This is a genomic window from Haloarcula mannanilytica, from assembly GCF_005406125.1.
Lineage (GTDB): Archaea > Halobacteriota > Halobacteria > Halobacteriales > Haloarculaceae > Haloarcula > Haloarcula mannanilytica.
Genome location: NZ_BIXZ01000005.1, coordinates 190,878 through 211,120, shown reverse-complemented (window position 1 = coordinate 211,120; position 20,243 = coordinate 190,878). Strand labels below are relative to the sequence as shown.

The window sequence follows — 20,243 nt, the reverse complement described above, 5'->3', positions numbered from 1 at the left end:
GTGTTCCCATTTAAACACTCAGACCAGCAGCTCCGTGGCGACGACGGCGACGAGGAACGTAGCTGTTGCCGAGAGGAGCGCGAGGCCGGTTCGGTAGCCGACAAGCGCACGGTCGAGGCCTCGATGCAGGCCCGTCGACAGCACCGTCAACAGGACGGCGAGTACGAGCACGTACCAGCCGACGACCGTCCCCAGGAGAGCGCTGGGGATCGTCTCGAACTGCTCGCCGCCGCCCATCGATCCGGCCAGTGCGACAGTTGCGCCGCCGACCAGCGGGCCGAACAGTGCGGCTGTGTTCGACAGCGTCTCGGTTATCTGTGCGAGATCTCGACGCGTCTCTCGTTCGATGGCCCGAAGCGCGTCCAGGTGCTCGCCCATCGTCGTCACGGACTCCCCTGCCGGTGGTCCGATGGTCGCAGCCGTGTCCAGCAGGGTCACAACCCGACGGACCCGGTGGCTCGGAACGTCAGCGAGCGCGCCGCCGGGACCCAGGAACGCCCCCTCGACGCTGGTACCGAGTCGCTCCTGTCTGGCGACGGCGGCCTCGATGACGCCACTGGTTGGGTCGGGCGTCTCGTCGACGGCCTCGACGAGCGCGGCTTCCACCGACTGCCCGCGGTCCAGCCGGCGACCGACGGCCGACAACGCGTCCGGGAGACCCGCTTCGACGGCGGTGACGTGGTCGCGGACCGCGGATACCGGCCGGTAGTGGACGACGAGCGCGCTCCCGACGCCGGCTCCGAGTGCGCCGATGGGTGCCGCCCATTCAGCGACCAGGGCGGCGGCGAGAAACCAGCCAGCGGTCCCCGCTGCAATGCCGGCTACAACCGCCGGGAGCACCGTGTCCGGCACGTCCGGATGGCTCCACGGAACCGTCACCGGTGGGAAGGCGACCGGTCGCCGGCCCAGCAGCCAGCAGCAGGCGACCAGCAGCGCGGCGGGCAACACGACGCCGTAGGTCCCGATCAGCACAGGCCCAGTCACGGGAACGCCCGCGGCAGCGGCGGCGGGCAACAGCGACGCCATCGCCAGCGGCAGGAGCACACCAACGGCGTACAGCCCGGTCGCCGGCCCGCGGAGCGAGGCCGCAAAGGCCGCCATTTCGTCGCGTGTCCCGTCGAGAATACACTCTCGCGCCCGTTCGAGAACCTCCGGGCGTTCCTCAGCCGGAGCGGCCGTTGCGTTCTCGACCAGTCCGACAGCGCGTTCGAGCGCCGGGAAGCGGTCGCTCCAGGCCGCTGCGAAGGTCTCTAGGCCGCTCCGCGGTGTCCCCGTGGCCCGGCGGTGGTGTTCGTCTAACCGTGCGGCGAGCAGCCCGTTCCCAGCCTCGCCGGCGAACACGGTCGCTCTCTCGGCGCTGGGCCACAGTGTCGCCCCGAGGACTAGCGTTGTGACGAGCGAAGGTGCGGCCCCCAGCGTTCGAATGCGTTTTGCCTCCGCGGCGAACGGGACGCCGTACCGTCCCAGCGCCGCGGTTCCCAGAGACACGACGAGGAGTCCGAGAACTGCGATTGTCGCCAGTGCGCCACTCGCCAGCAACACGGCAACTGTCGCGAGGAGGGAGCCACACAGCGCGATACCGTAACTCGCCGTCAGTACCGCCTCCGGTGAAACCGGGAGCGAGAGCAGTCGACACGCACGCCGGTAATCGTTGGGCACCTCGACAGTACCCGGATAGGCCATCGCGAGCACGGATACGAGGCGACGAACTGCTGGTGAGCCAATACTATCACCGGAGTCGTCTGAACCGTTCGTGTGGCTCACGGCTGCCCCCTCTCTGTAGCGTGTTCACGCGCCTGGTTGCCGACAGCTACGGAATCGACGAACCGCTCGGTTCGTGCCTCGATAGCATCGAATACCTCCGCGTAGGACTCGCCCGGTTCGGCGAGCGACTCCACCAGACGGCTGTTCCCGCGCTTGAGGCGGCCGGTGGCGGTCGCTATCGGCCCATCGCGTTCGTAGAGCGATTCGAATGTGACATCGTCACCGTGGGGGACGATCTCCGCGATAGAGGCTATTCCGCGACCGTGCTCCGACGCGGGTGGAGCCAGCGTCACGACGAGATCTGTCGCGGCGAACGACTGAACCGGGACGCCGAGGTCCGACACCAGCCGATCCCGGATCGCCCCAGGACCGTTGCCGTGAATTGTCCCGAGGACGGCCCCGTCACCGCCGCCGACGCGCATCGCCTCGTAGAGGACGCCGGCCTCCTCGCCGCGGACCTCACCGACGGCAAGCGCGCCTTCGCCGAGCCGGAGTGCGGTCCGCAGCGCTTCCGTCGCGTCGACCGACGGTCCCTCCCCGCGGGCAGTCCGAAGCGCCTGCACGTCCCGGCCGTCGGCCTGCAGCGATGACGCCGGGAGTTCGGGCGTGTCCTCGATGAGGATCGTTCGAACATCGCGCGGAATCTCCCGGAGCAGCGCGCCCAGCGTCGTCGTCTTGCCTGCACCTCGGGGGCCAGCAATGAGGCAGGCCCCGCCACGTTCCGCGACGACGGATAGGAGACCGGCGACAGGGGCCGGCATCGTCCCGTTGTCGACGAAGTCACTCAGTCGCCACACGTCGCTGTCGTGGGCGCGGAAGGCGAAGGCGAGCCCGTCGCTGACCGGCTCGCTCACGCCGGCGACACGTATCTGCCGGTCAGCGACCGTCGCAGTCGCATCGAGCGTCGGATTGGCTCGCGAGAAGGCCCGCCCGCTCGCCCGTCTGAAGGTGGACGCCAGCGTCTTCGCGCCCGACGGCGTCATGCGGGCGTTAGTCCGCATGGTCTCACCGCCGCAACGCACCCGCAGCCGCGTGTCGCTGACCGGGGCTGTCGCGAACACGTCGGACACCCGCTCGTCGGCGAAGATGTCCTCTAAAACCCCGAGCCCGCCGGTGTGTTTCTCCAGTACGGCACCGACAGCGGTCGCCGTCGTCTCGTCGTCGGCTACCTCGCCCGCTGCGTCGTAGGGATGACAACCGCCATCGACGGCGGCGGTTGCGACCTGTTCGTATGCCTCCATGAGCGTCTCCGTCGCCGACGTGTCGAACCGCTGCTCGCGGGGCTCGATGTGGTACATCGGTAGCTCGTCACCGGCTGTGTCGTATCGCCGAACGATAGCATCCGTTGAGAGTGTTCGCTGGTCCCGAAGCGCTGCGTCCGCTGGTGGCGTCACTCCGATACGGGCGTCACTTATCTTGGGTCCAGTGTAGGCGGCGAGGGCTTGTTCGTTGGTGTCGAGGCCCTCGGTTGCGACCGTCAGCCCGGTCTCCGCTGCAAGGTCGGCGACCGGCCCTGCCCGACCGGCTGCCTCCGTCGCTGCGGCGACTGGGTCGCGCCGGGCACGTTCTGCGAGGCGATCATCCAGCGAGGCGACCCTGGTCGCGAACCGGCCGGCCGCGGTGAGCACCGCTGCCGCCCGGTCGACGTACACCCGCTCCTGTCCGGCCTGTTCGGTGACGACGGTATCGACACCGGTCGCTGCGAGCGAACTGACGACTGTTGTCCGGCAGTCAGCCGACTGGGCGAGGTCACCGCTGCCCGGACAGTCGTCCGCTGTCACTATCAGTCGGTCACCCTCAACCGTTGTCTCACAGCGACAGGCAGACGCCGTCGCCGATCCGAAGAGCCACTCACGCATAGCCACCCTTCGCCGCGGCTTCGGACTTAAATCGATGGACAGTCAGCGCTCGCTGTCCGTCGGCCCGAGTCAGGACGAACACGAGCCGATGTGTTCCGGGCTCTTCGAGACGCTCGACCGACGCTGTCGTTCGAATCGGCGTCTCGACCAATCGCTCGGTCTGCTTTCGGGATCCGACCTGCCAGGACGCGACGCCGTCGCCGGCCCGCGTCTCGAACTGCAGATAGTCGACGCCGGCGTTCGTGTAGGTCCGGGCCGGGAATCGTATCTCCACTGTCCGCTGCGCATCGCCGTCCGCCGTGGCGGCATCAGTCTCGACCAGCGACGCCAGTTCGGCCGCCAGCTCACTCAGTTGACGTTCCATCACACTGCTTGCCGCGTCTGCCCGGGCCGTCGACAGTGCCGGAGCCGCCGCACCGAAAAGTGCGGTCATGACTGCGACAGCGATGACCAGCCGGTATATCACAGCAGCGCGCGGATGCGTCCGAACAGTCCCGAGTCCGTCGGCTCGCTTTCCTCAGGGTCGCCGCCGTCGGTGATAGCGGAGAAATCGGTCCGTGATTCGGCTGCGAGACCGGTCGTGGCGGCCGTTTCTGTCTGGCTATCGCTATTCGACGAGCTTGGATGCCCCTGTGCTGTCTCCCTGCGTAACTGCTCGGCCCGCGTCGCCGATGGATCGGACGCCGGCCCTGACGCCAGTTCCTCGTCGAGTCGCGTCTCCAGACGGTCTGTTGCCGCCAGCGCCGCGTCGGCACGCTGCTCGACATCCTCGTTGACCGAGCGGATGTTCCCCACGTACCCGCGGAGAGCCTGCGTGGCCGCTTCGAGGTCCGCTGTCCGCTCGCCGATGTCGTCGACGCGCTGTTCGATGGTTTCTATACGAGTCTCTAACTCTGCGAGTTCGGTCACCTCCGGGAACTCCGTTGTTCCGTCCGTGATTGTGCGTTCGACCGTACGGAGCCGTTCGGCCAGTGTCTCTATGTCCGTCATGCCTGGCCTTGGCCCCGTGCTGGTACTTGAACGCTCGGACGGCGGTCGAGTGGGACGGACCGACCTTCGCCCCAAGCGGTCCCCAGCTTCACACACCCATGTCGAGGATGAATAGCGCGAGGACAACGGAGATGAGCAGGGTCGCCAGAATCAGCAGCGCGACGATTGTGATCGACGAGAGCGCTCGGTCGTCGGAGCGAAATCTGGTCAGTGGCATTGTGGTGGGCATCAGTTGCGTGGGTCTCGCCGAGCGGTATCGACACTCGAGCGTTAGCCCTACCAAATCGGTCAGATTACTAAACTGTATCCTTCTTCAACTAGTTCGGGTAACGGAGCTGGATCGAACAGACCATGGACTGGTCCGGAGCAAGCGAGCGTTTATACCGGATGCCGGGACCACGTCGGCCCATGGCCGATAGCGACCAGGTGAAGGCGGCGCTCACGGCGCTCGCCGACGGTGAAGTCGATAGCGACGACGAGGGCGGAGCTACCCAACTGGCCGACCGGAACACAAGCGATGTGGGTCGGACGGCCACCGATGAGCTAAACGACGCTGACTACCGGACGGTCATCGAACAGGCGACAGCTGCGACCGACGACCTTGATGCGGCGGTCGCCTTCGTCGAGACGTTCGGCGTCGGGCGGCTCGAAGCGGCAGTCGAACAGGCCGAACACGAAGTAAGTGGACTGGCCGACGAGGGACGGGCGGCGCTGCGGGCGTTCCGGCGGTATCGGGACGCCGCGGCAGGGGCTGACGTTGAAGTATAGCCATCGAGCCGACCGCGCTGTCGTCGACCACTTTCACTCCGGTCACGATACCTCTTTAGGTGGCGCTGGCTTACCGGTGGGCAAATGACACGGGTGATACACACCGGCGATACCCACGTCGGGTATCAGCAGTACAACGTCCCCGACCGTCGGGACGACTTCCTCGACGCGTTCCGGCAGGTGGTCCGGGACGCCATCGCGGACGACGCCGATGCCGTCGTTCACGCCGGTGACCTGTTCCACGACCGACGCCCGGCTCTGGCCGACATCATGGGCACATTGACCGTTCTCGAAGAGCTCTCTGAAGCTGACATTCCGTTTCTTGCCGTTGTGGGAAACCACGAAGCAAAGCGGGACGCCCAGTGGCTCGACCTGTACGAGTCACTTGGGCTGGCGACGCGGCTTGACGACGAGCCGACCGTCATCAGCGACACCGCCTTCTACGGTCTCGATTTCGTCCCGCGCTCGCAACGCGAGGATCTCGACTACGACTTCGTTCCCCACGACGCCGACAGCGCCGCCTTAGTCACCCACGGCCTGTTCCAGCCCTTCGACTACGGCGACTGGGACGCTGAAGCGATTCTGTCCGAGTCGTCGGTCGACTTCGACGCGATGTTACTCGGCGACAACCACGACCCCGGCAAGCAGCAGGTCGAAGACGCCTGGGTCACCTACTGCGGATCGACCGAGCGCGCGAGTGCAAGCGAACGTGAGGACCGCGGTTACAACATCGTCACCTTCGACGATGAGGTCCGGATCACTCGACGAGGCCTCGATACACGCGAGTTCGTCTTCGTCGACGTGGAACTCGGGCCAGAGGAGGGCGTCGAGCGCGTCCGGAGCCGCGTCGGTCAGCACGACCTCGAAGACGCCGTCGTTATCGTCTCCATCAGCGGTGACGGCGATCCGGTCACCCCGGCCAGCGTCGAATCGTTCGCGCTGGATCGAGGTGCGCTCGTGGCCCGCGTCACTGACCACCGGGAAATCACGGCCGAGGAGCAGGAAACGGACATCAGTTTCGCCGACCCCGACGACGCCGTCACCGAGCGCGTCCGCGAGCTCGGACTGAGCGAGGCCGCCCACGACATCGACGAGACGATCCGCGCCTCGAAGGTCGCCGACGCGAACGTCAAAGACGAGGTCGAGCGGCACGTACGTGACCTCCTCTCGAAAGATTCGGATGCGCTCGCAGCCGGTGCTGATGGGACCGCGAGCGACGAAGCAGACGGCACAGACGCGGACGCAAGCGGGGACCAGGGCGACACCGACGGCGGAGCAACGGTAAACGAGGCCGATGGCACAGACGGCGACGGTCAGGCGAGCGTCGAGGAGTTCCTGTAATGGAGGACAAACGATGAAATTCGAACGCGTCAAGCTATCTAATTTCAAGTGCTACGACGATGCCGACCTGCGGCTGGACAGCGGCGTGACTGTCATCCACGGGCTCAACGGGAGCGGGAAGTCCTCCCTGCTTGAGGCCTGCTTCTTCGCGCTGTACGGCTCGAAAGCACTAGATGAGAACCTCGGTGACGTTGTCACCATTGGGGCCGACGACTGCACTGTCGAACTGTGGTTCTCCCACGCCGGCGGTGACTACCACCTCACGCGACGGGTCCGCGCGACCGGAGCACAACCGACGACGGCGAAATGCGTCCTTGAGACGCCCGAAGGGAACTACGAAGGGGCGCGCGACGTGCGCCGACGAATTACGGAACTCCTGCGGATGGACAGCGAGGCGTTCGTCAACTGCGCCTACGTCCGCCAGGGCGAGGTGAACAAGCTCATCAACGCCTCCCCCGGTGACCGCCAGGACATGCTCGATGACCTCCTGCAACTGGGGAAACTGGAGGAGTACCGCGAGCGGGCCAGCGACGCCCGCGTCGGCGTCGGTCGCGTGCGCGATGACAAACAGGGGGCGCTCTCACAGCTTGACGAACAAATCGAGGAGAAAGAGGAAAAAGACCTCCACGAGCGCCTGAACAGCCTCGAAACGAAGGAGTCGGAGCTGCAGGACGAAATCGAGCACATCGAGGACCAGAAGGCCACCGCCGAGGAGACGCTCACACAGGCTGCCTCCGTGCTCGAAGAGTACGAGGAGAAGCGCGAGGAACTGTCGGCGCTGAAAGACGATATCGAGGAACTGGAGACGACGATTACCGAGACAGAGACGGAACGGACCGAGCTCAAAGAGCAGATCAGCGACCTGCAGGACCAGCGGGAATCGCTGCGGGAGGAGCTCTCGGAAACGGCCGCCGAAACCGACCTCGACAGTTCGGAGCCGGACCCCGATACCGTCAACGCGCGGCTAGACGAGTTGCAGTCCCGCGACGACGAACTACAGAGCCGAATCGAGGACCAGCGCGTCGACGCCAAGGAACACAGCAGCACGGCCGACGCGCTGGCCGAGAGCGCGGCCGACCTCGAATCCCGAGCCGAGGACAAGCGTGAGGAGGCCGACGAACTGGAAGCCGACATCGAATCTGCGCGGGAGACAATCGCCGAGCGCCGCGAGCAGGTCAGCGACATCGACGACCAAATCGCTGGCCTCGAAGCCAGGTTCGAGGACGCGCCGACGGACCGCGACGGGGCAACATCGTACAAAGAATCCGTTGCCAGCGACCTTGATGATGCTCGACAGCGGGTGACCGAACTGGAGACGACACTGGAGAACGAACGCGAGTCGCTTGCGGAAGCCGAGGCGCTGCTGGAAGAAGGCAAGTGCCCCGAATGCGGGCAGGACGTGAGCGAGTCGCCACACGTCGACTCCATCGAGGACGACCGCGAGCGAATCGCGGAGCTAGAGGAGACGCTTGCGGACGCCCGCGAGGACGTTTCGGAACTGGAATCCAAACACGAAACGGCGACGGAACTGGTCGAGACAGCGACCGAGCTATCGACACTCGAAAACAACCGTTCAAACATCCTCCAACTGGTCGAAGAGAAGGAGGACGGGTTGGACGCGGACCAGGAACGCATCGAGACGCTCCGCGAGGAAGCATCAGAACACGAGTCCGAAGCAGAGACGAAACGCGAGAAAGCCGCCGAAGCCCGCGAGCAGGCCGAGGACTGCCGCTCGGTCGTCGCCGAGTGCAATCAGGAGCGCCAGCAGGTCAAGCAGTCGATTGAGCGCTTAGAGCGCGTCGGAGACCTGCTTGCGGACATCGACGACTGCGACGACGACATCGAGCGGCTGCGCGAGAAGCGCACGCAGCAGGCCGAACTGAACGACCAGCGCCGCGACCAGCTCGCGGAGAAGCGCGAGCGAAAACAGGACCTCGCGGAGTCGTTCGACGAGGCGCGCATCGAAGAGGCCCGAAACGAGAAACAGCGGGCGGAGACGTACATCGACCAGGCCGAGGATGCGCTGGCGGAGAAACGCGAGACACGCGACGAACTACAGAACGCCATCGGCGGCGTCACGAACGAAATCGAGGAGCTAGAGTCGCTACGGGATCGACGCAAGGACCTGGAAGCGACCCTCGAAAAGCTCGAGACGCTGTACGAGGAGACCGAACAACTACAGGAGATGTACGGGACGCTCCGGGCGGAACTGCGCCAGCGTAACGTCGAGACGCTCGAACGGATGCTCAATCAGACGTTCGACTTGGTGTACCAGAACGATTCGTACTCCCACATCGAACTCGACGGGCAGTACCAGCTCACGGTGTATCAAAAGGACGGCGAACCGCTGGAGCCCGAACAGCTTTCGGGCGGCGAGCGGGCGCTGTTCAACCTCAGCCTGCGGTGTGCCATCTACCGCCTGCTCGCAGAGGGCATCGAGGGCGCAGCGCCGATGCCGCCGCTCATCCTCGATGAACCCACGGTGTTCCTGGATTCGGGCCACGTCACGCAACTGCTCGACCTCGTTGAGTACATGCGCGACGAGGTCGGCGTCGAACAGATTCTCGTGGTCAGCCACGACGAGGAACTGGTCGGTGCGGCCGATGACCTCGTCCGCGTGGAAAAGGACGCTACGACCAACCGCTCGCGGGTCGAGCAGGTCGAAGCGACGGTTGCGGAACTGGCCTGACCGCAGTCACAGAGCCGACCAGACCTTCGCCTCGGAGGTGACCTGACTTCAGTCGCGGAGGTGAGATAGCCCGTCGCTGGCGGTCTCTGTCGTGTCGTAGCCCCGCTGTCCGTGGACCGTCGCCTCCGTGAGCAGGCCGGCGGCGCGGAACTCGCCCAGCAGGCCGTGTAGATCACTTTCACAGAGGTCGTACGCGGAGAGCAGTTCCGCTACCGAGAGCGGCCCGCGGTCGTCGAGTTCGACAAGCAGACCCAGCGCGCGGTCGTCGTGGGCCGCCGTAAGGACGCGACGAGCGGCGTCGGGAACGGCTTCGGCGGCTGTGGCAAGCGGCGATTCTCCATCGACGGATTCGAGGTCAGCATTCGGGACGTGGCGCTGTTCGCCGGTTTCGGGGTTCCGGACCAGACTCGATTCAGTGGACTCCTTCAGCAATAAGTAGTGTGTCCCGTCGTCGTCCCGCACAGTACGCATAGCCGTTCGTAGCCGACCGGCGCGGTTAGCCGTTGTGGTCGCTTGACTCCGCGGCGTCGGGCTGGGTATCTGTCGTCTCGGATTCTTCGGTCCCCTCGTCGCCTGGTTTGCGGTCCCGCTCGAACTGGACGTACCGGAACGTTCCGTAGCCGAAGGCGATGACGCCGACGAGGAAGATACGGAGTCCGAGATCGACCTGCCCCTCGAAGTAGGCCAGCATCGGCCCCAGTGAGAGGGCAAGCAGCGCGACGTTGAACACGATGACGAGCTTGACGAACAGCCCCGTGGCGTCGCCGCTGTAATCGCTGTCCGACGGTGAGGGCACGTCAGGCCCGAGGCTCTCCGGGTCGAACTCGTCGGGCTCGTACTCGCTCTTCTCCGAGAGAACCCCCGGGCTCTGGTTGGGGTCGTCCTCGCCGGGGATATCCATTACAGGTTCATTACGTCGGCCGGCAGATAAAAGGACTCTGTGTCAGGCGATCTCCTGTAAGGTGAGCGCCGTGTCGGTCTGTAGCCACGCGAGGGGGTTCTCCGCGTCGTAGAACACTGTCCCCTCCTCGGTCTCGTAGGTCTCGGTCGTCTGGATGGCGTCCGGGAGCGCCGGCTCCGACCGCAGTTCTTCGGACCTATCCGCCTCGCCGTCGGGGGATGCGTGGTGCGACATTGGCCGTCAAATTTGGGTATGGTACTCGATGGCATATACTTTCTGCCTGGGGCAATACCCCGTCGACCGTCGGTGTTTTTATGCGGCATCTCGAAGCACCCTCAAGAATGAGTGACGGGAATCAGGAAACACTGGGGGCCTTCGAGCAAGGCGCGGACGAGGACCGCCCGGTCGCCGACGAAGCGGCAGCCATCGCGGGCAACGGTGGGAGCGACACCGGCGGGACGAGCGTCGTCGACCTCGACGAGCGACAGTTCCCGCCGGTCGAGGAGACCGTCGAGTTCGTCGTCACGCAGGTCGACTACACCATCGAGGGCCAGGGCGACGACGAGTTCCCGGTCGTCCACGTCTTCGGCCGCACCGACGACAACGAGGCGGTCCACGCGCGGGTCTTCGATTTCAAACCGTACTTCTACGCGCCGACTGACAGTGTCACTGAGGACGAACTCCGCCAGTACGACAGCATCACCGGCTGGGAGGAGGCAGACGAGGACGGCGAGCCCTATGAGTCCATCCGGGGCGAGCGCCTGACGAAAATCTTCGGGCAGACGCCCCGCGACGTGGGCCAGATCCGCGACGAGTTCGACCACTACGAGGCGGACATCCTCTTTCCCAACCGCCTGCTCATCGACAAGGACATCACGAGCGGCGTGCGTGTCCCCGCCCGCGAACTCGACGACGACGATAGCCTGAAGGTCCACCACGAGGAGATTCGGCCGGTCGAGGCCCACGCCGAGCCACGGGTCAACACCTTCGACATCGAGGTGGACGACCGCCAGGGCTTCCCCGAGGACGGCGAGGAGCCGATCATCTGTCTCACCTCCCACGACTCCTACCGCGACGAGTACGTCGTCTGGCTGTACGAGTCCCCTGACGGTATCGACGGCCCCGAGGCACTCGCCGGCTACGACCCGATTCGGGAGGACTTCGAGGCTGACGTGCGCGTCTTCGACGAAGAGGAGGCCATGCTGGAGGCCTTTGTCGATTACATCGTCGACACCGACCCGGACGTGCTGACGGGTTGGAACTTCGACGACTTCGACGCGCCGTACTTCCTCGACCGCCTGGAGGAACTCCAGAGCTACAACCACGACTACGATCTGCAAATCGACCGCCTCTCGCGGGTCGACGAGGTCTGGCGCTCTGGCTGGGGCGGCCCGGACATCAAGGGCCGCGTCGTCTTCGACCTACTCTATGCCTACAAGCGCACGCAGTTCACCGAACTCGAATCCTACCGGCTCGACGCCGTCGGTGAACAGGAACTCGGCGTCGGCAAGGAGCGCTACACCGGCGACATCGGCGACCTCTGGGAACAGGACCCCGAGCAGTTGCTGGAGTACAACCTCCGGGACGTGGAGCTGTGTGTCGAACTCGACCGCGAGCAGGACATCATCGACTTCTGGGACGAGGTCCGCACGTTCGTCGGGTGCAAGCTCGAAGACGCGACGACGCCCGGTGACGCCGTCGACATGTACGTTCTCCACAAACTCCACGGCGAGTTCGCGCTCCCCTCGAAGGGCCAACAGGAGAGCGAGGACTACGAGGGCGGCGCGGTGTTCGACCCCATCACCGGCGTCCGCGAGAACGTCACCGTGCTGGACCTGAAATCGCTGTATCCGATGTGCATGGTGACGACCAACGCCAGTCCGGAGACGAAGGTCGACCCCGATGCCTACGACGGCGACACCTACCGCGCGCCCAACGGCACCCACTTCCGGAAGGAACCGGACGGCGTCATCCGGGAGATGGTCGACGAACTCCTGTCAGAACGCGAAGAAAAGAAGGCACAGCGAAACAGCTACGACCCCGATAACCCAGAGTACGAGCGCTTTGACAGGCAGCAAGCAGCTGTCAAGGTAATAATGAATTCTTTATACGGCGTGCTTGGGTGGGACCGCTTCCGCCTCTACGACAAGGAGATGGGCGCGGCGGTCACTGCCACCGGGCGAGAGGTCATCGACTACACAGACGAGGTCGTCGCCGACGAGGGGTATGAAGTCGTCTACGGTGACACGGACTCCGTCATGTTACAACTTGGTGACGTAGGTCCCGACGATGTCGAGGATGACGTGGAAGTCACCGAGGAGATGCGCGAGAAACACCCCGAGATGGGCGATGACGAACTCGAACTGATCGCCACGACCATCCAGAAAGGGTTCGAACTGGAGGAGACAATCAACGACTCCTACGACGAGTTCGCGATGGAGCGGCTCAACGCGAGCGACCACCGGTTCCAGATCGAGTTCGAGAAGCTCTACCGGCGGTTCTTCCAGGCGGGCAAGAAGAAGCGCTACGCGGGCAACATTGTCTGGAAGGAAGGGAAACACGTCGACGATATCGACATCACGGGCTTCGAGTACCAGCGCTCGGACATCGCGCCCATCACCAAGCGGGTCCAGAAGGAGGTCATCGACCGCATCGTCCGCGGTGAGGACGCCGAGTCCATCAAGCAGTACGTCAGCGACGTTATCGAGGACTATCAGGACGGGAACGTCAACTACGATGACGTGGGTATCCCCGGCGGCATCGGCAAGAAACTCGACAACTACGATACCGACACAGCGCAGGTGCGGGGTGCGAAATACGCTAATCTCCTGCTGGGGACGAACTTCCAGAGCGGGTCGAAACCGAAGCGGCTGTATCTGGACAGAGTGCATTCGGACTTCTTCCAGCGCATCGAGGAGGAAGAGGGACTAGACCCCCAGCGGGACCCGCTGTACGGCGAGTTCCGCCGGGACCCTGACGTGATCTGTTTCGAGTACGCCGATCAGATCCCCGAGGAGTTCGAGATCGACTGGGACAAGATGCTCGATAAGACGCTGAAAGGCCCCATCGCACGTATTCTGGAGGCGATGGACATCTCCTGGGAGGAGGTCAAGTCCGGCCAGGAGCAGACTGGCCTGGGTAACTTCATGTAACCCACAGACGGCAGTTGCTTTTCGCTGAAAGAAATATTATTTCTATATACAGAATTAGAGTTCCTGGCAATGCGAAAGGTTCATGGGTGAAACGGACCTTCTTTCGGTTGACCTAAGAGATACCTATGGCGAAACTCGAAATCAACAATCTCCACGCAGCAGTCGCAGAAGAGGACGGTGAGACCATCCTTCGCGGTGTCGACCTCGAAGTCGAGTCCGGCGAGATCCACGCACTGATGGGTCCCAACGGTTCGGGGAAATCCACGACAGCGAAGATCATCGCCGGCCACCCCGCTTACGAGGTAACCGACGGCGAAGTGCTCATCCACCTCGAGGAAGACGAGTTCGGTGACGAGGAAATCCCGGAGGACCTCCGCACCTGGGACCTGCTCGACCTCGAACCGAACGAGCGCGCCGCGCTCGGCATCTTCCTGGGCTTCCAGTACCCAGCCGAGATCGAGGGCGTCACGATGGTGAACTTCCTTCGCACCGCGCTCAACGCCAAGCTCGAAGAGCGCGAAGAGCTGTTCGAGGACGACGACGAGGAAGAAGCCGAAGCCGAGGGCGGCGATACCAACGAGGACGCCGCCGGCTACGACACCTCCCCGATGGAGGGCAACGTCGAAGAGGGCGAGATCGGCGTCGCCGAGTTCCAGGAGATCCTCCAGGAGAAGATGGAGCAACTGGACATGGACGAGAAGTTCGCGTCCCGGTATCTCAACGCTGGCTTCTCGGGCGGCGAGAAGAAGCAAAACGAAGTTCTCCAGGCCGCGATCCTCGAACCGTCGATCGCCGTGCTCGACGAGATCGACTCCGGGCTGGACATCGACCGCCTGCAGGACGTTTCCAACGGTATCAACGCGCTCCGTGACGAGCAGGGCGCGGGCATCCTCCAGATCACCCACTACCAGCGCATCCTCGACTACGTCGAACCCGACCACGTCCACGTGATGCTCGACGGCCAGATCGCCACCTCCGGTGGCGCGGAACTCGCCGAAAAGCTCGAAGACGAGGGGTACGACTGGGTCCGAGAGGAAGCCTACGAGGCCGCGTAACGCCCTTCCGTACACAGCGATAACATTACATACACTATGAGTTCAGATCAAGACCACCTCAAAGAAACCGACACGGAGAAGCGCTTCGAGTTCAAGAAGGAGGAGAAGTCCGCCTTCGAAGCCGAGAAGGGCCTGACGGAGGAGACCATCCGGGTCATCTCCGAAGACAAGGATGAGCCCGAATGGATGCTCGAGCGCCGCCTTCGCGCACTCGAACAGTACCAGGAAATGCCGATGCCGACCGGTTGGCCGGGCGCGCCCGACCTCTCGGAGGTCGATGTTGACGAGATCGTTCCGTACATCCGCCCTGACATCGAGACGCGCGGCGGGGTCGACGACTGGAACGACCTCCCCGAAGAGATCCAGGACACCTTCGACAAACTGGGTATCCCGGAAGCCGAGAAGAACGCCCTCTCGGGCGTCGGCGCGCAGTACGAGTCCGAGATCGTCTACCAGAACATGCAGGAGCGCTGGGAGGAGAAGGGTGTCATCTTCTGTGACATGGACAAGGCCGTCCAGGAGCACGAGGACATCCTGAAAGAGTACTTCATGACCAAGGCCGTGCCGCCGAGCGACAACAAGTTCGCGGCGCTGCACGGCGCTATCTGGTCCGGCGGGTCGTTCGTCTACGTCCCCGAGGACACCACGGTCGACATGCCGGTCCAGGCGTACTTCCGCATGAACTCCGACGGCATGGGCCAGTTCGAGCACACGCTCATCATCGCCGAGGAGAACTCCGAGGTCCACTACATCGAGGGCTGTTCCGCCCCGAAGTACTCCGAGTTCAACCTCCACTCCGGCGGCGTCGAAGTGTTCGTCAAAGAGGGCGCTCACGTCCAGTACTCGACCGTCCAGAACTGGTCGAAGAACACGTACAACCTCAACACCAAGCGCGCCATCTGCGAGGCCGACGGCACGATGGAATGGGTCTCCGGCAGCATGGGCTCGAAGGCCACGATGCTGTACCCATCCACCGTCCTCAAAGGTCCTGGCGCGACGGACAACCACATCACCATCGCCTTCGCCGGCGAGGGCCAGGACATCGACACGGGCGCGAAGGTCTATCACAACGCCCCCGAGACGAAGTCCACCATCGAATCCAAGTCCATCAGCAAGGACGGCGGCCGCACGAACTACCGCGGTCTCGTCCACATCGCCGACGGTGCCGAAGACTCCTCGACCTCTGTCGAGTGTGACGCGCTGATGTTCGACAACGAGTCCACGTCGGACACGATGCCGTACATGGAAATCAAGGAGTCGAAAGTCGACGTTGCCCACGAGGCGACTGTCGGCAAGATCGGCGACGAGGATGTCTTCTACCTCCAGTCCCGCGGACTGGACGACGACGACGCAAAGCAGATGATCGTCGCTGGCTTCATCGAGCCGATCACGGAAGAACTGCCGATCGAGTACGCGGTCGAGCTGAACCGCCTCATTGAGCTGGAGATGGAGGGGTCGCTCGGATAACCATGAGCACGCAGGTACACGCCACACTGTCGGAGAGTCAGGTAGAACAGATTTCCGAGGATCTCGGCGAGCCCGAGTGGCTGCTGGAGACGCGCAAGGACGCGCTCGCAGCGCTCGACGAACTCGACATGCCGGATGTCATCCGGACGCCGGGTCGCACCTGGACGAACCTCGACGCGCTCGAATACGAGTCGCTGGTCGACCCGCTCGACTACGCACAGGACAAGGACCGCGTCGACGCAGAGGGCGTCGAGGTGCTGTCCTGGAGCGAGGCGCTCGACGAGCATGCGGACCTCGTCAAGGAGCACTTCGGCAGCGTCGTCGACCCACAGCGGGACTACCTCACCGCGCTGTCGACGGCCCTGTTCTCGGCTGGCACGGTCGTTTACGTCCCTGAGGGCGTCGACGCCGAGGACGTGAAGATCCGGACGACGATGAACAGCCAGTCGCTGTTCAACTACACGCTCGTCCTCGCCGAGGAGTCCTCCTCGGTCACGATTCTGGAGCGCCAGGGTACCGGCGAGGAGACCGACGGCGACCGGTACTACTCCGGCGTCGTCGAAGTCGTCGCCGAAGAGAACGCCTACGTCCAGTACGGCGCACTCCAGAACCTCTCGGAGGAGACCTACAACTTCCAAACCAAGCGCGGCCACGCCGATACCTACGCCACGGTCAACTGGATCGACGGCAATATCGGCTCCCGCCTGACCAAGTCCAACGTCGAGACCCGACTGCTGGGCGACTCCTCTGAGTCCCAGATTCTGGGTGCGTTCTTCGGTCACGAGGACCAGCACTTCGACATCGCGTCGCGTGTCTGGCACGAGGCCGAACACACCATTGCCGACCTCGTCACGCGCGGGGTCCTCGACGACGAGGCCCGCTCGGTGTACGAGGGCGTCCAGGATGTCGGCCGCGAGGCCTGGGACACGTCGTCGTATCAGCGTGAGAACACGCTCATGCTCTCGGACGACTCCGAGGCCGACGCGTCGCCGAAGCTCATCATCAACAACCACGACACCGAGGCCTCCCACTCCGCGACGGTCGGACAGGTCGACGCGGAGGACATGTTCTACATGACCTCCCGCGGTGTCGACCCCGAGAGCGCGAAGAACATGCTCGTCGAAGGGTTCTACGTCCCTGTGCTCGAAGAGGTACAGGTCGACGAACTCCGTGACGACCTCGACCAGCTGATCTACGAGCGTCTGCGCGAGTAACGCGAGCGCGGTCTGCCTGCGAGCAAGTGTTTTATTTTGCAGTTTTCCGGTACTACAAATCGCCCTCGGACAGTCACCAGTCGGACTTGTCCCCGCGAAGCCAGACGTAATCACACGGGTCCAGCAGGAAGGTGACGCCGCTGTCTTCGATGTGGTAGCCGCCATCGCCGAGTTCTTTCGACGTGTCGGCATCGGGGACCTCCCACTGGAGCACTGGCTCGCGGTACTCGTCGGCGAAGTTGTGGGCGAAAATGAACGCGATGTCGTCGGTGTCGACGCGGTGGACGAGCACGTCCTTGTGCCCCGACCCAGCGAGGTGAAGGTCGCCGTCGCTGAGTTCGGGATTGCGCTTGCGGGCGTCAGTGACGTTCTGAATGCGTGAGAGGAGCGAGTTGGGGTCTCCCTGCTGGTCGGCGACGTTGATATGTTCGTAGCTGTACTCGGTGCCGACGACGGGTGGGTTGTAGCAGTCCTCGCGGTCGGCCGTCGAGAAGCCGCCATTCTCGGTGTTGTCCCACTGCATCGGCGTTCGGACCGACTCCCGTTCGTCGAGCCACAGGTCCGATCCCATGCCGATTTCATCGCCCGAGAGGACCACCGGTGTCCCCGGATACGCGAAGAGGAGGCTGTGGGCCATCGCGATGCGGTCGTGGTCGTGGCCGAAGAGGTCCGCTAGTCGGAGTCGGTGACCGCGGCCGAAAATCCACGCGGAGCCGTCGTCGGGGCCGAAATAGTCACGGGCATGCTCCAACGCTTCGTGAGGTAGTTTCAGGAGATTCCACTCGTCGTGGTTCCGGAGGAAGTTCGCCCACTGGCCGACCCCGGAGATGTCCGGCAAGACCTCGTTCGCGCGGTGGAGCGGCCAGGTATCTTTGACGCCGACACCGTACACCATGTGGGCGTTCAGAACGAAGTTGAACATGAGGTCGAACGCCTCGCCCTCGCCGAAGTAGTAGTCGAGGTGTTCCGGCTCGTCGTCGGCTTCGGCGAGGAGGACGGCGTGGTCTTTCGCCTCCGTGACGACGCGTTTCAGCTCTTTGAACAGCTCTATGTCCTCGGTTGTCCCGTTGTGGCCCTTCGGAAGGAGCATCGGGTGGGCGGCGTCGATTCGGAAGCCGTCGGCCCCCTGGTCCAGCCAGAAGCGCATCACGTCGTGGATTTCCCCGCGGACGGCGGGGTTGGCAACGTTGAGGTCCGGCTGGTGGTGATAGAACTGGTGGAAGTAGTGCTTACCGGCAGCCTCGTCGTAGCTCCAGACGCCGTCCTCGCGGTCGGGGAAGATGTTCGTGGTCTTGTACGCGTCCTCAAGGTGACTGGTCCACAGGTAGTAGTCGTGGTACTCCGAGTCCGGGTCCGCGCGGGCACGCTGAAACCACTCGTGGTCGGTCGAGGTGTGGTTGAACACGAGGTCGGTGAGGACGCGGATACCGCGGTCGTGGGCGCGCTCGGTGAGTTCCCGGAAGTCATCAAGTGTGCCCATGCGGTCGTGGACGCCGTAGTAGTCTGCCACGTCGTAGCCGTTGTCCCGCAGCGGACTCGGGTAAAACGGCCGGAGCCAGAGACAGGTGACGCCGAGGTCCTCGATGTAGTCGAGTTTGTCGATGAGTCCCTGGAAATCACCCCAGCCATCGCCATCGCTGTCGTTGAACGTCTTTACGTCCAGGGTGTAGATGACCGCATCTTCGTGCCAGTCATTCTCAACCATTATTTGTTGCTACCGTGCCCCACTATCTGGTAGTTTCGGGTGCCGATTGGCTCACAGACTGATTCGGGTGTTTGTGGCCGCCACCGACAGTCTCAGTCTCAGCTGTTGAGTCGTGATTAGCGGGGCGTTCGAAGCGGTGCGACCGGGGGATGCGGTCCGGCGACAGGGAACCGCTTAAGTCCGGGCCTCCCCGAACTACGTGTATGACTGCAGCACAGCGCCGAGTGGGGGTGTTGCCGTGAGTCTCACACAGCCGGTCGTATCCGACCATCAGCTCGCCCGGTTGCTACAGATCGGTATCGTCCTTGAAGAGGTCGTCGAGGCACGGTCCGCAAAGCACGCGGAGGAAACAAGTGGTGAACACGATCAGGCGATACTCGACCTGCTTGAACATGCCGAACTGGAGTCGGCCGAGCATCGCCGACAACTGGAGGACCTCATCGACGACCTCGAAGCCGATACCGTTCCGTTCGAGGAGATCGAGATGCTGGTCGAAGCCCAGTACGAGGCCGACAAGGACTTCGATGGGGTGCTGTACGACCAACTCTGTAACGAGGAGACGGCGTACAAGTTCTACGATGACCTGATCGAAGCTATCGAGGCCTCAGACGTGACGTTCACTATCGACCGCGAGCGGCTGCTCGACGTGCTCTCGGAGATCCGCGAAGACGAGGCGGAGGGAGTCGAAGACGTGACCGACCTGATGGAGGACCACCAATGAACACGCAGGCCCAGTATCTGAAAGCGATCTATCTCACCCAACAGCAAGAAGACGGACCGGCGTCGACTGGCGACGTGGCCGACATGCTCGATGTCAGCCCGGCCAGCGCCAACGAAATGATCGGGAAGCTCGAGGACCGTGGACTGCTGAACCACGAGAAGTACAAGGGTGTCGATCTCACCGACGACGGGATCACACAGGCACGAGATGCGCTCCAGAACTACTGCATCATCGAGCGGTTCCTCATCGAAGTGCTGGAAGTCGAGGAGTTCCGGGCCGAGGCCAAGCAACTGGAGGGCGTCATCGACGAAACGGTGGCCGAGCGGCTGGACACCATTATCGACCGCGAACCGCAGTGTCCGGACTGTTTCGACCCCGAGGGCGATGTCTGTGGCCTGCTCGAAGTCGAGGCCGAGGTCACCAGCGACTGACCGCTGTCTCTCGAAGCGTTCAAGTGCGTTCCGTCGATTATTCCGAACACGGTTAGCTCGCTGAAAGTGAGTGCAGTCCCGTGGTGGTGAGCAGAACCGGACGGTTCTGCGAGGTACACGGGACGAGCGAAACGAAGTCCCGTGGTGGTGAGCAATTCCTCGGAATTGCGACTCTCGCGGGTCAAG

At 63.7% G+C, this 20,243-nt stretch carries 18 protein-coding genes; 9 read left to right on the top strand and 9 right to left on the bottom strand.

Annotated features, from left to right (window positions below; translation table 11 throughout):
• Positions 1–18: 18 nt before the first annotated feature.
• The 5 genes from Harman_RS14785 to Harman_RS21255 form a co-directional block, all read right to left on the bottom strand.
• Positions 19–1,764 carry a type II secretion system F family protein gene (locus tag Harman_RS14785; RefSeq protein ID WP_137684548.1) on the bottom strand — a complete coding sequence of 582 codons (1,746 nt, stop codon included), beginning with the start codon at positions 1,762–1,764 and terminating at the stop codon, positions 19–21.
• Positions 1,761–3,623, bottom strand: a complete 1,863-nt coding sequence (locus Harman_RS14780; RefSeq protein ID WP_137684547.1) for an ATPase, T2SS/T4P/T4SS family — start codon at positions 3,621–3,623, stop codon at positions 1,761–1,763. The genes Harman_RS14785 and Harman_RS14780 overlap by 4 nt, the downstream gene beginning before the upstream one ends.
• Positions 3,616–4,089, bottom strand: coding sequence for a DUF7311 family protein (locus Harman_RS14775; RefSeq protein WP_137684546.1), 474 nt, complete (start codon positions 4,087–4,089; stop codon positions 3,616–3,618). Before Harman_RS14775 ends, Harman_RS14780 begins: the two co-directional genes overlap by 8 nt.
• Positions 4,086–4,613 (bottom strand): DUF7310 family coiled-coil domain-containing protein, encoded by a 528-nt coding sequence (locus Harman_RS14770; RefSeq protein ID WP_137684545.1) that lies wholly within the window; start codon positions 4,611–4,613, stop codon positions 4,086–4,088. Before Harman_RS14770 ends, Harman_RS14775 begins: the two co-directional genes overlap by 4 nt.
• Before the next feature lie 88 nt (positions 4,614–4,701).
• Positions 4,702–4,842: a hypothetical protein gene (locus tag Harman_RS21255; RefSeq protein ID WP_160140694.1), complete on the bottom strand. Its 141-nt coding sequence runs from the start codon at positions 4,840–4,842 to the stop codon at positions 4,702–4,704.
• 179 nt (positions 4,843–5,021) lie between these two features.
• Here Harman_RS21255 and Harman_RS14765 point away from each other — a divergent pair, with 179 nt between their 5' ends.
• The 3 genes from Harman_RS14765 (at position 5,022) to rad50 (ending at position 9,411) form a co-directional block, all read left to right on the top strand.
• Positions 5,022–5,381, top strand: coding sequence for a hypothetical protein (locus Harman_RS14765; protein WP_137684544.1), 360 nt, complete (start codon positions 5,022–5,024; stop codon positions 5,379–5,381).
• A gap of 84 nt (positions 5,382–5,465) precedes the next feature.
• Positions 5,466–6,722, top strand: a complete 1,257-nt coding sequence (mre11, locus tag Harman_RS14760; protein ID WP_137684543.1) for a DNA double-strand break repair protein Mre11 — start codon at positions 5,466–5,468, stop codon at positions 6,720–6,722.
• A 13-nt stretch (positions 6,723–6,735) separates the two neighbouring features.
• Positions 6,736–9,411 (top strand): DNA double-strand break repair ATPase Rad50, encoded by a 2,676-nt coding sequence (rad50, locus tag Harman_RS14755; protein ID WP_137684542.1) that lies wholly within the window; start codon positions 6,736–6,738, stop codon positions 9,409–9,411.
• A 48-nt stretch (positions 9,412–9,459) separates the two neighbouring features.
• Here rad50 and Harman_RS14750 read toward each other — a convergent pair whose 3' ends face one another.
• From Harman_RS14750 to Harman_RS14740, 3 genes are read right to left on the bottom strand one after another with little or no spacing between them, the layout of a single operon-like run.
• On the bottom strand, positions 9,460–9,882 hold the full coding sequence (locus tag Harman_RS14750; RefSeq protein ID WP_137684541.1) for a DUF7346 family protein: 423 nt from the start codon (positions 9,880–9,882) through the stop codon (positions 9,460–9,462).
• Positions 9,883–9,907: 25 nt separating this feature from the next.
• Positions 9,908–10,312, bottom strand: a complete 405-nt coding sequence (locus Harman_RS14745; protein ID WP_137684540.1) for a DUF7322 domain-containing protein — start codon at positions 10,310–10,312, stop codon at positions 9,908–9,910.
• Positions 10,313–10,354: 42 nt separating this feature from the next.
• The gene (locus tag Harman_RS14740; protein ID WP_137684539.1) at positions 10,355–10,546 is read right to left on the bottom strand and encodes a DUF7331 family protein; all 192 of its coding nucleotides are present in this window, start codon (positions 10,544–10,546) and stop codon (positions 10,355–10,357) included.
• Positions 10,547–10,653: 107 nt separating this feature from the next.
• Here Harman_RS14740 and Harman_RS14735 point away from each other — a divergent pair, with 107 nt between their 5' ends.
• The 4 genes from Harman_RS14735 (at position 10,654) to sufD (ending at position 17,200) form a co-directional block, all read left to right on the top strand.
• Positions 10,654–13,464 (top strand): DNA-directed DNA polymerase, encoded by a 2,811-nt coding sequence (locus Harman_RS14735; RefSeq protein ID WP_137684538.1) that lies wholly within the window; start codon positions 10,654–10,656, stop codon positions 13,462–13,464.
• A gap of 125 nt (positions 13,465–13,589) precedes the next feature.
• The gene (locus Harman_RS14730; RefSeq protein WP_137684537.1) at positions 13,590–14,519 is read left to right on the top strand and encodes an ABC transporter ATP-binding protein; all 930 of its coding nucleotides are present in this window, start codon (positions 13,590–13,592) and stop codon (positions 14,517–14,519) included.
• 36 nt (positions 14,520–14,555) lie between these two features.
• Positions 14,556–15,986 (top strand): Fe-S cluster assembly protein SufB, encoded by a 1,431-nt coding sequence (gene sufB, locus Harman_RS14725; RefSeq protein WP_137684536.1) that lies wholly within the window; start codon positions 14,556–14,558, stop codon positions 15,984–15,986.
• Between the two features lie 2 nt (positions 15,987–15,988).
• Positions 15,989–17,200 (top strand): Fe-S cluster assembly protein SufD, encoded by a 1,212-nt coding sequence (gene sufD / locus Harman_RS14720; protein ID WP_137684535.1) that lies wholly within the window; start codon positions 15,989–15,991, stop codon positions 17,198–17,200.
• A gap of 73 nt (positions 17,201–17,273) precedes the next feature.
• On the opposite strand, the gene Harman_RS14715 is transcribed toward sufD, so the two are convergent.
• Positions 17,274–18,905, bottom strand: a complete 1,632-nt coding sequence (locus Harman_RS14715) for an alpha-amylase family protein (RefSeq protein ID WP_137684534.1) — start codon at positions 18,903–18,905, stop codon at positions 17,274–17,276.
• Between the two features lie 238 nt (positions 18,906–19,143).
• Between Harman_RS14715 and Harman_RS14710 the strand changes: the two genes are divergently transcribed.
• Both Harman_RS14710 and Harman_RS14705 read left to right on the top strand, forming a co-directional pair.
• Entirely contained in the window at positions 19,144–19,626 is a 483-nt protein-coding gene (locus Harman_RS14710) for a ferritin-like domain-containing protein (protein ID WP_137684533.1), read from the top strand.
• Positions 19,623–20,057: a metal-dependent transcriptional regulator gene (locus Harman_RS14705; protein ID WP_137684532.1), complete on the top strand. Its 435-nt coding sequence runs from the start codon at positions 19,623–19,625 to the stop codon at positions 20,055–20,057. The genes Harman_RS14710 and Harman_RS14705 overlap by 4 nt, the downstream gene beginning before the upstream one ends.
• The last annotated feature ends 186 nt before the right edge of the window (positions 20,058–20,243 follow it).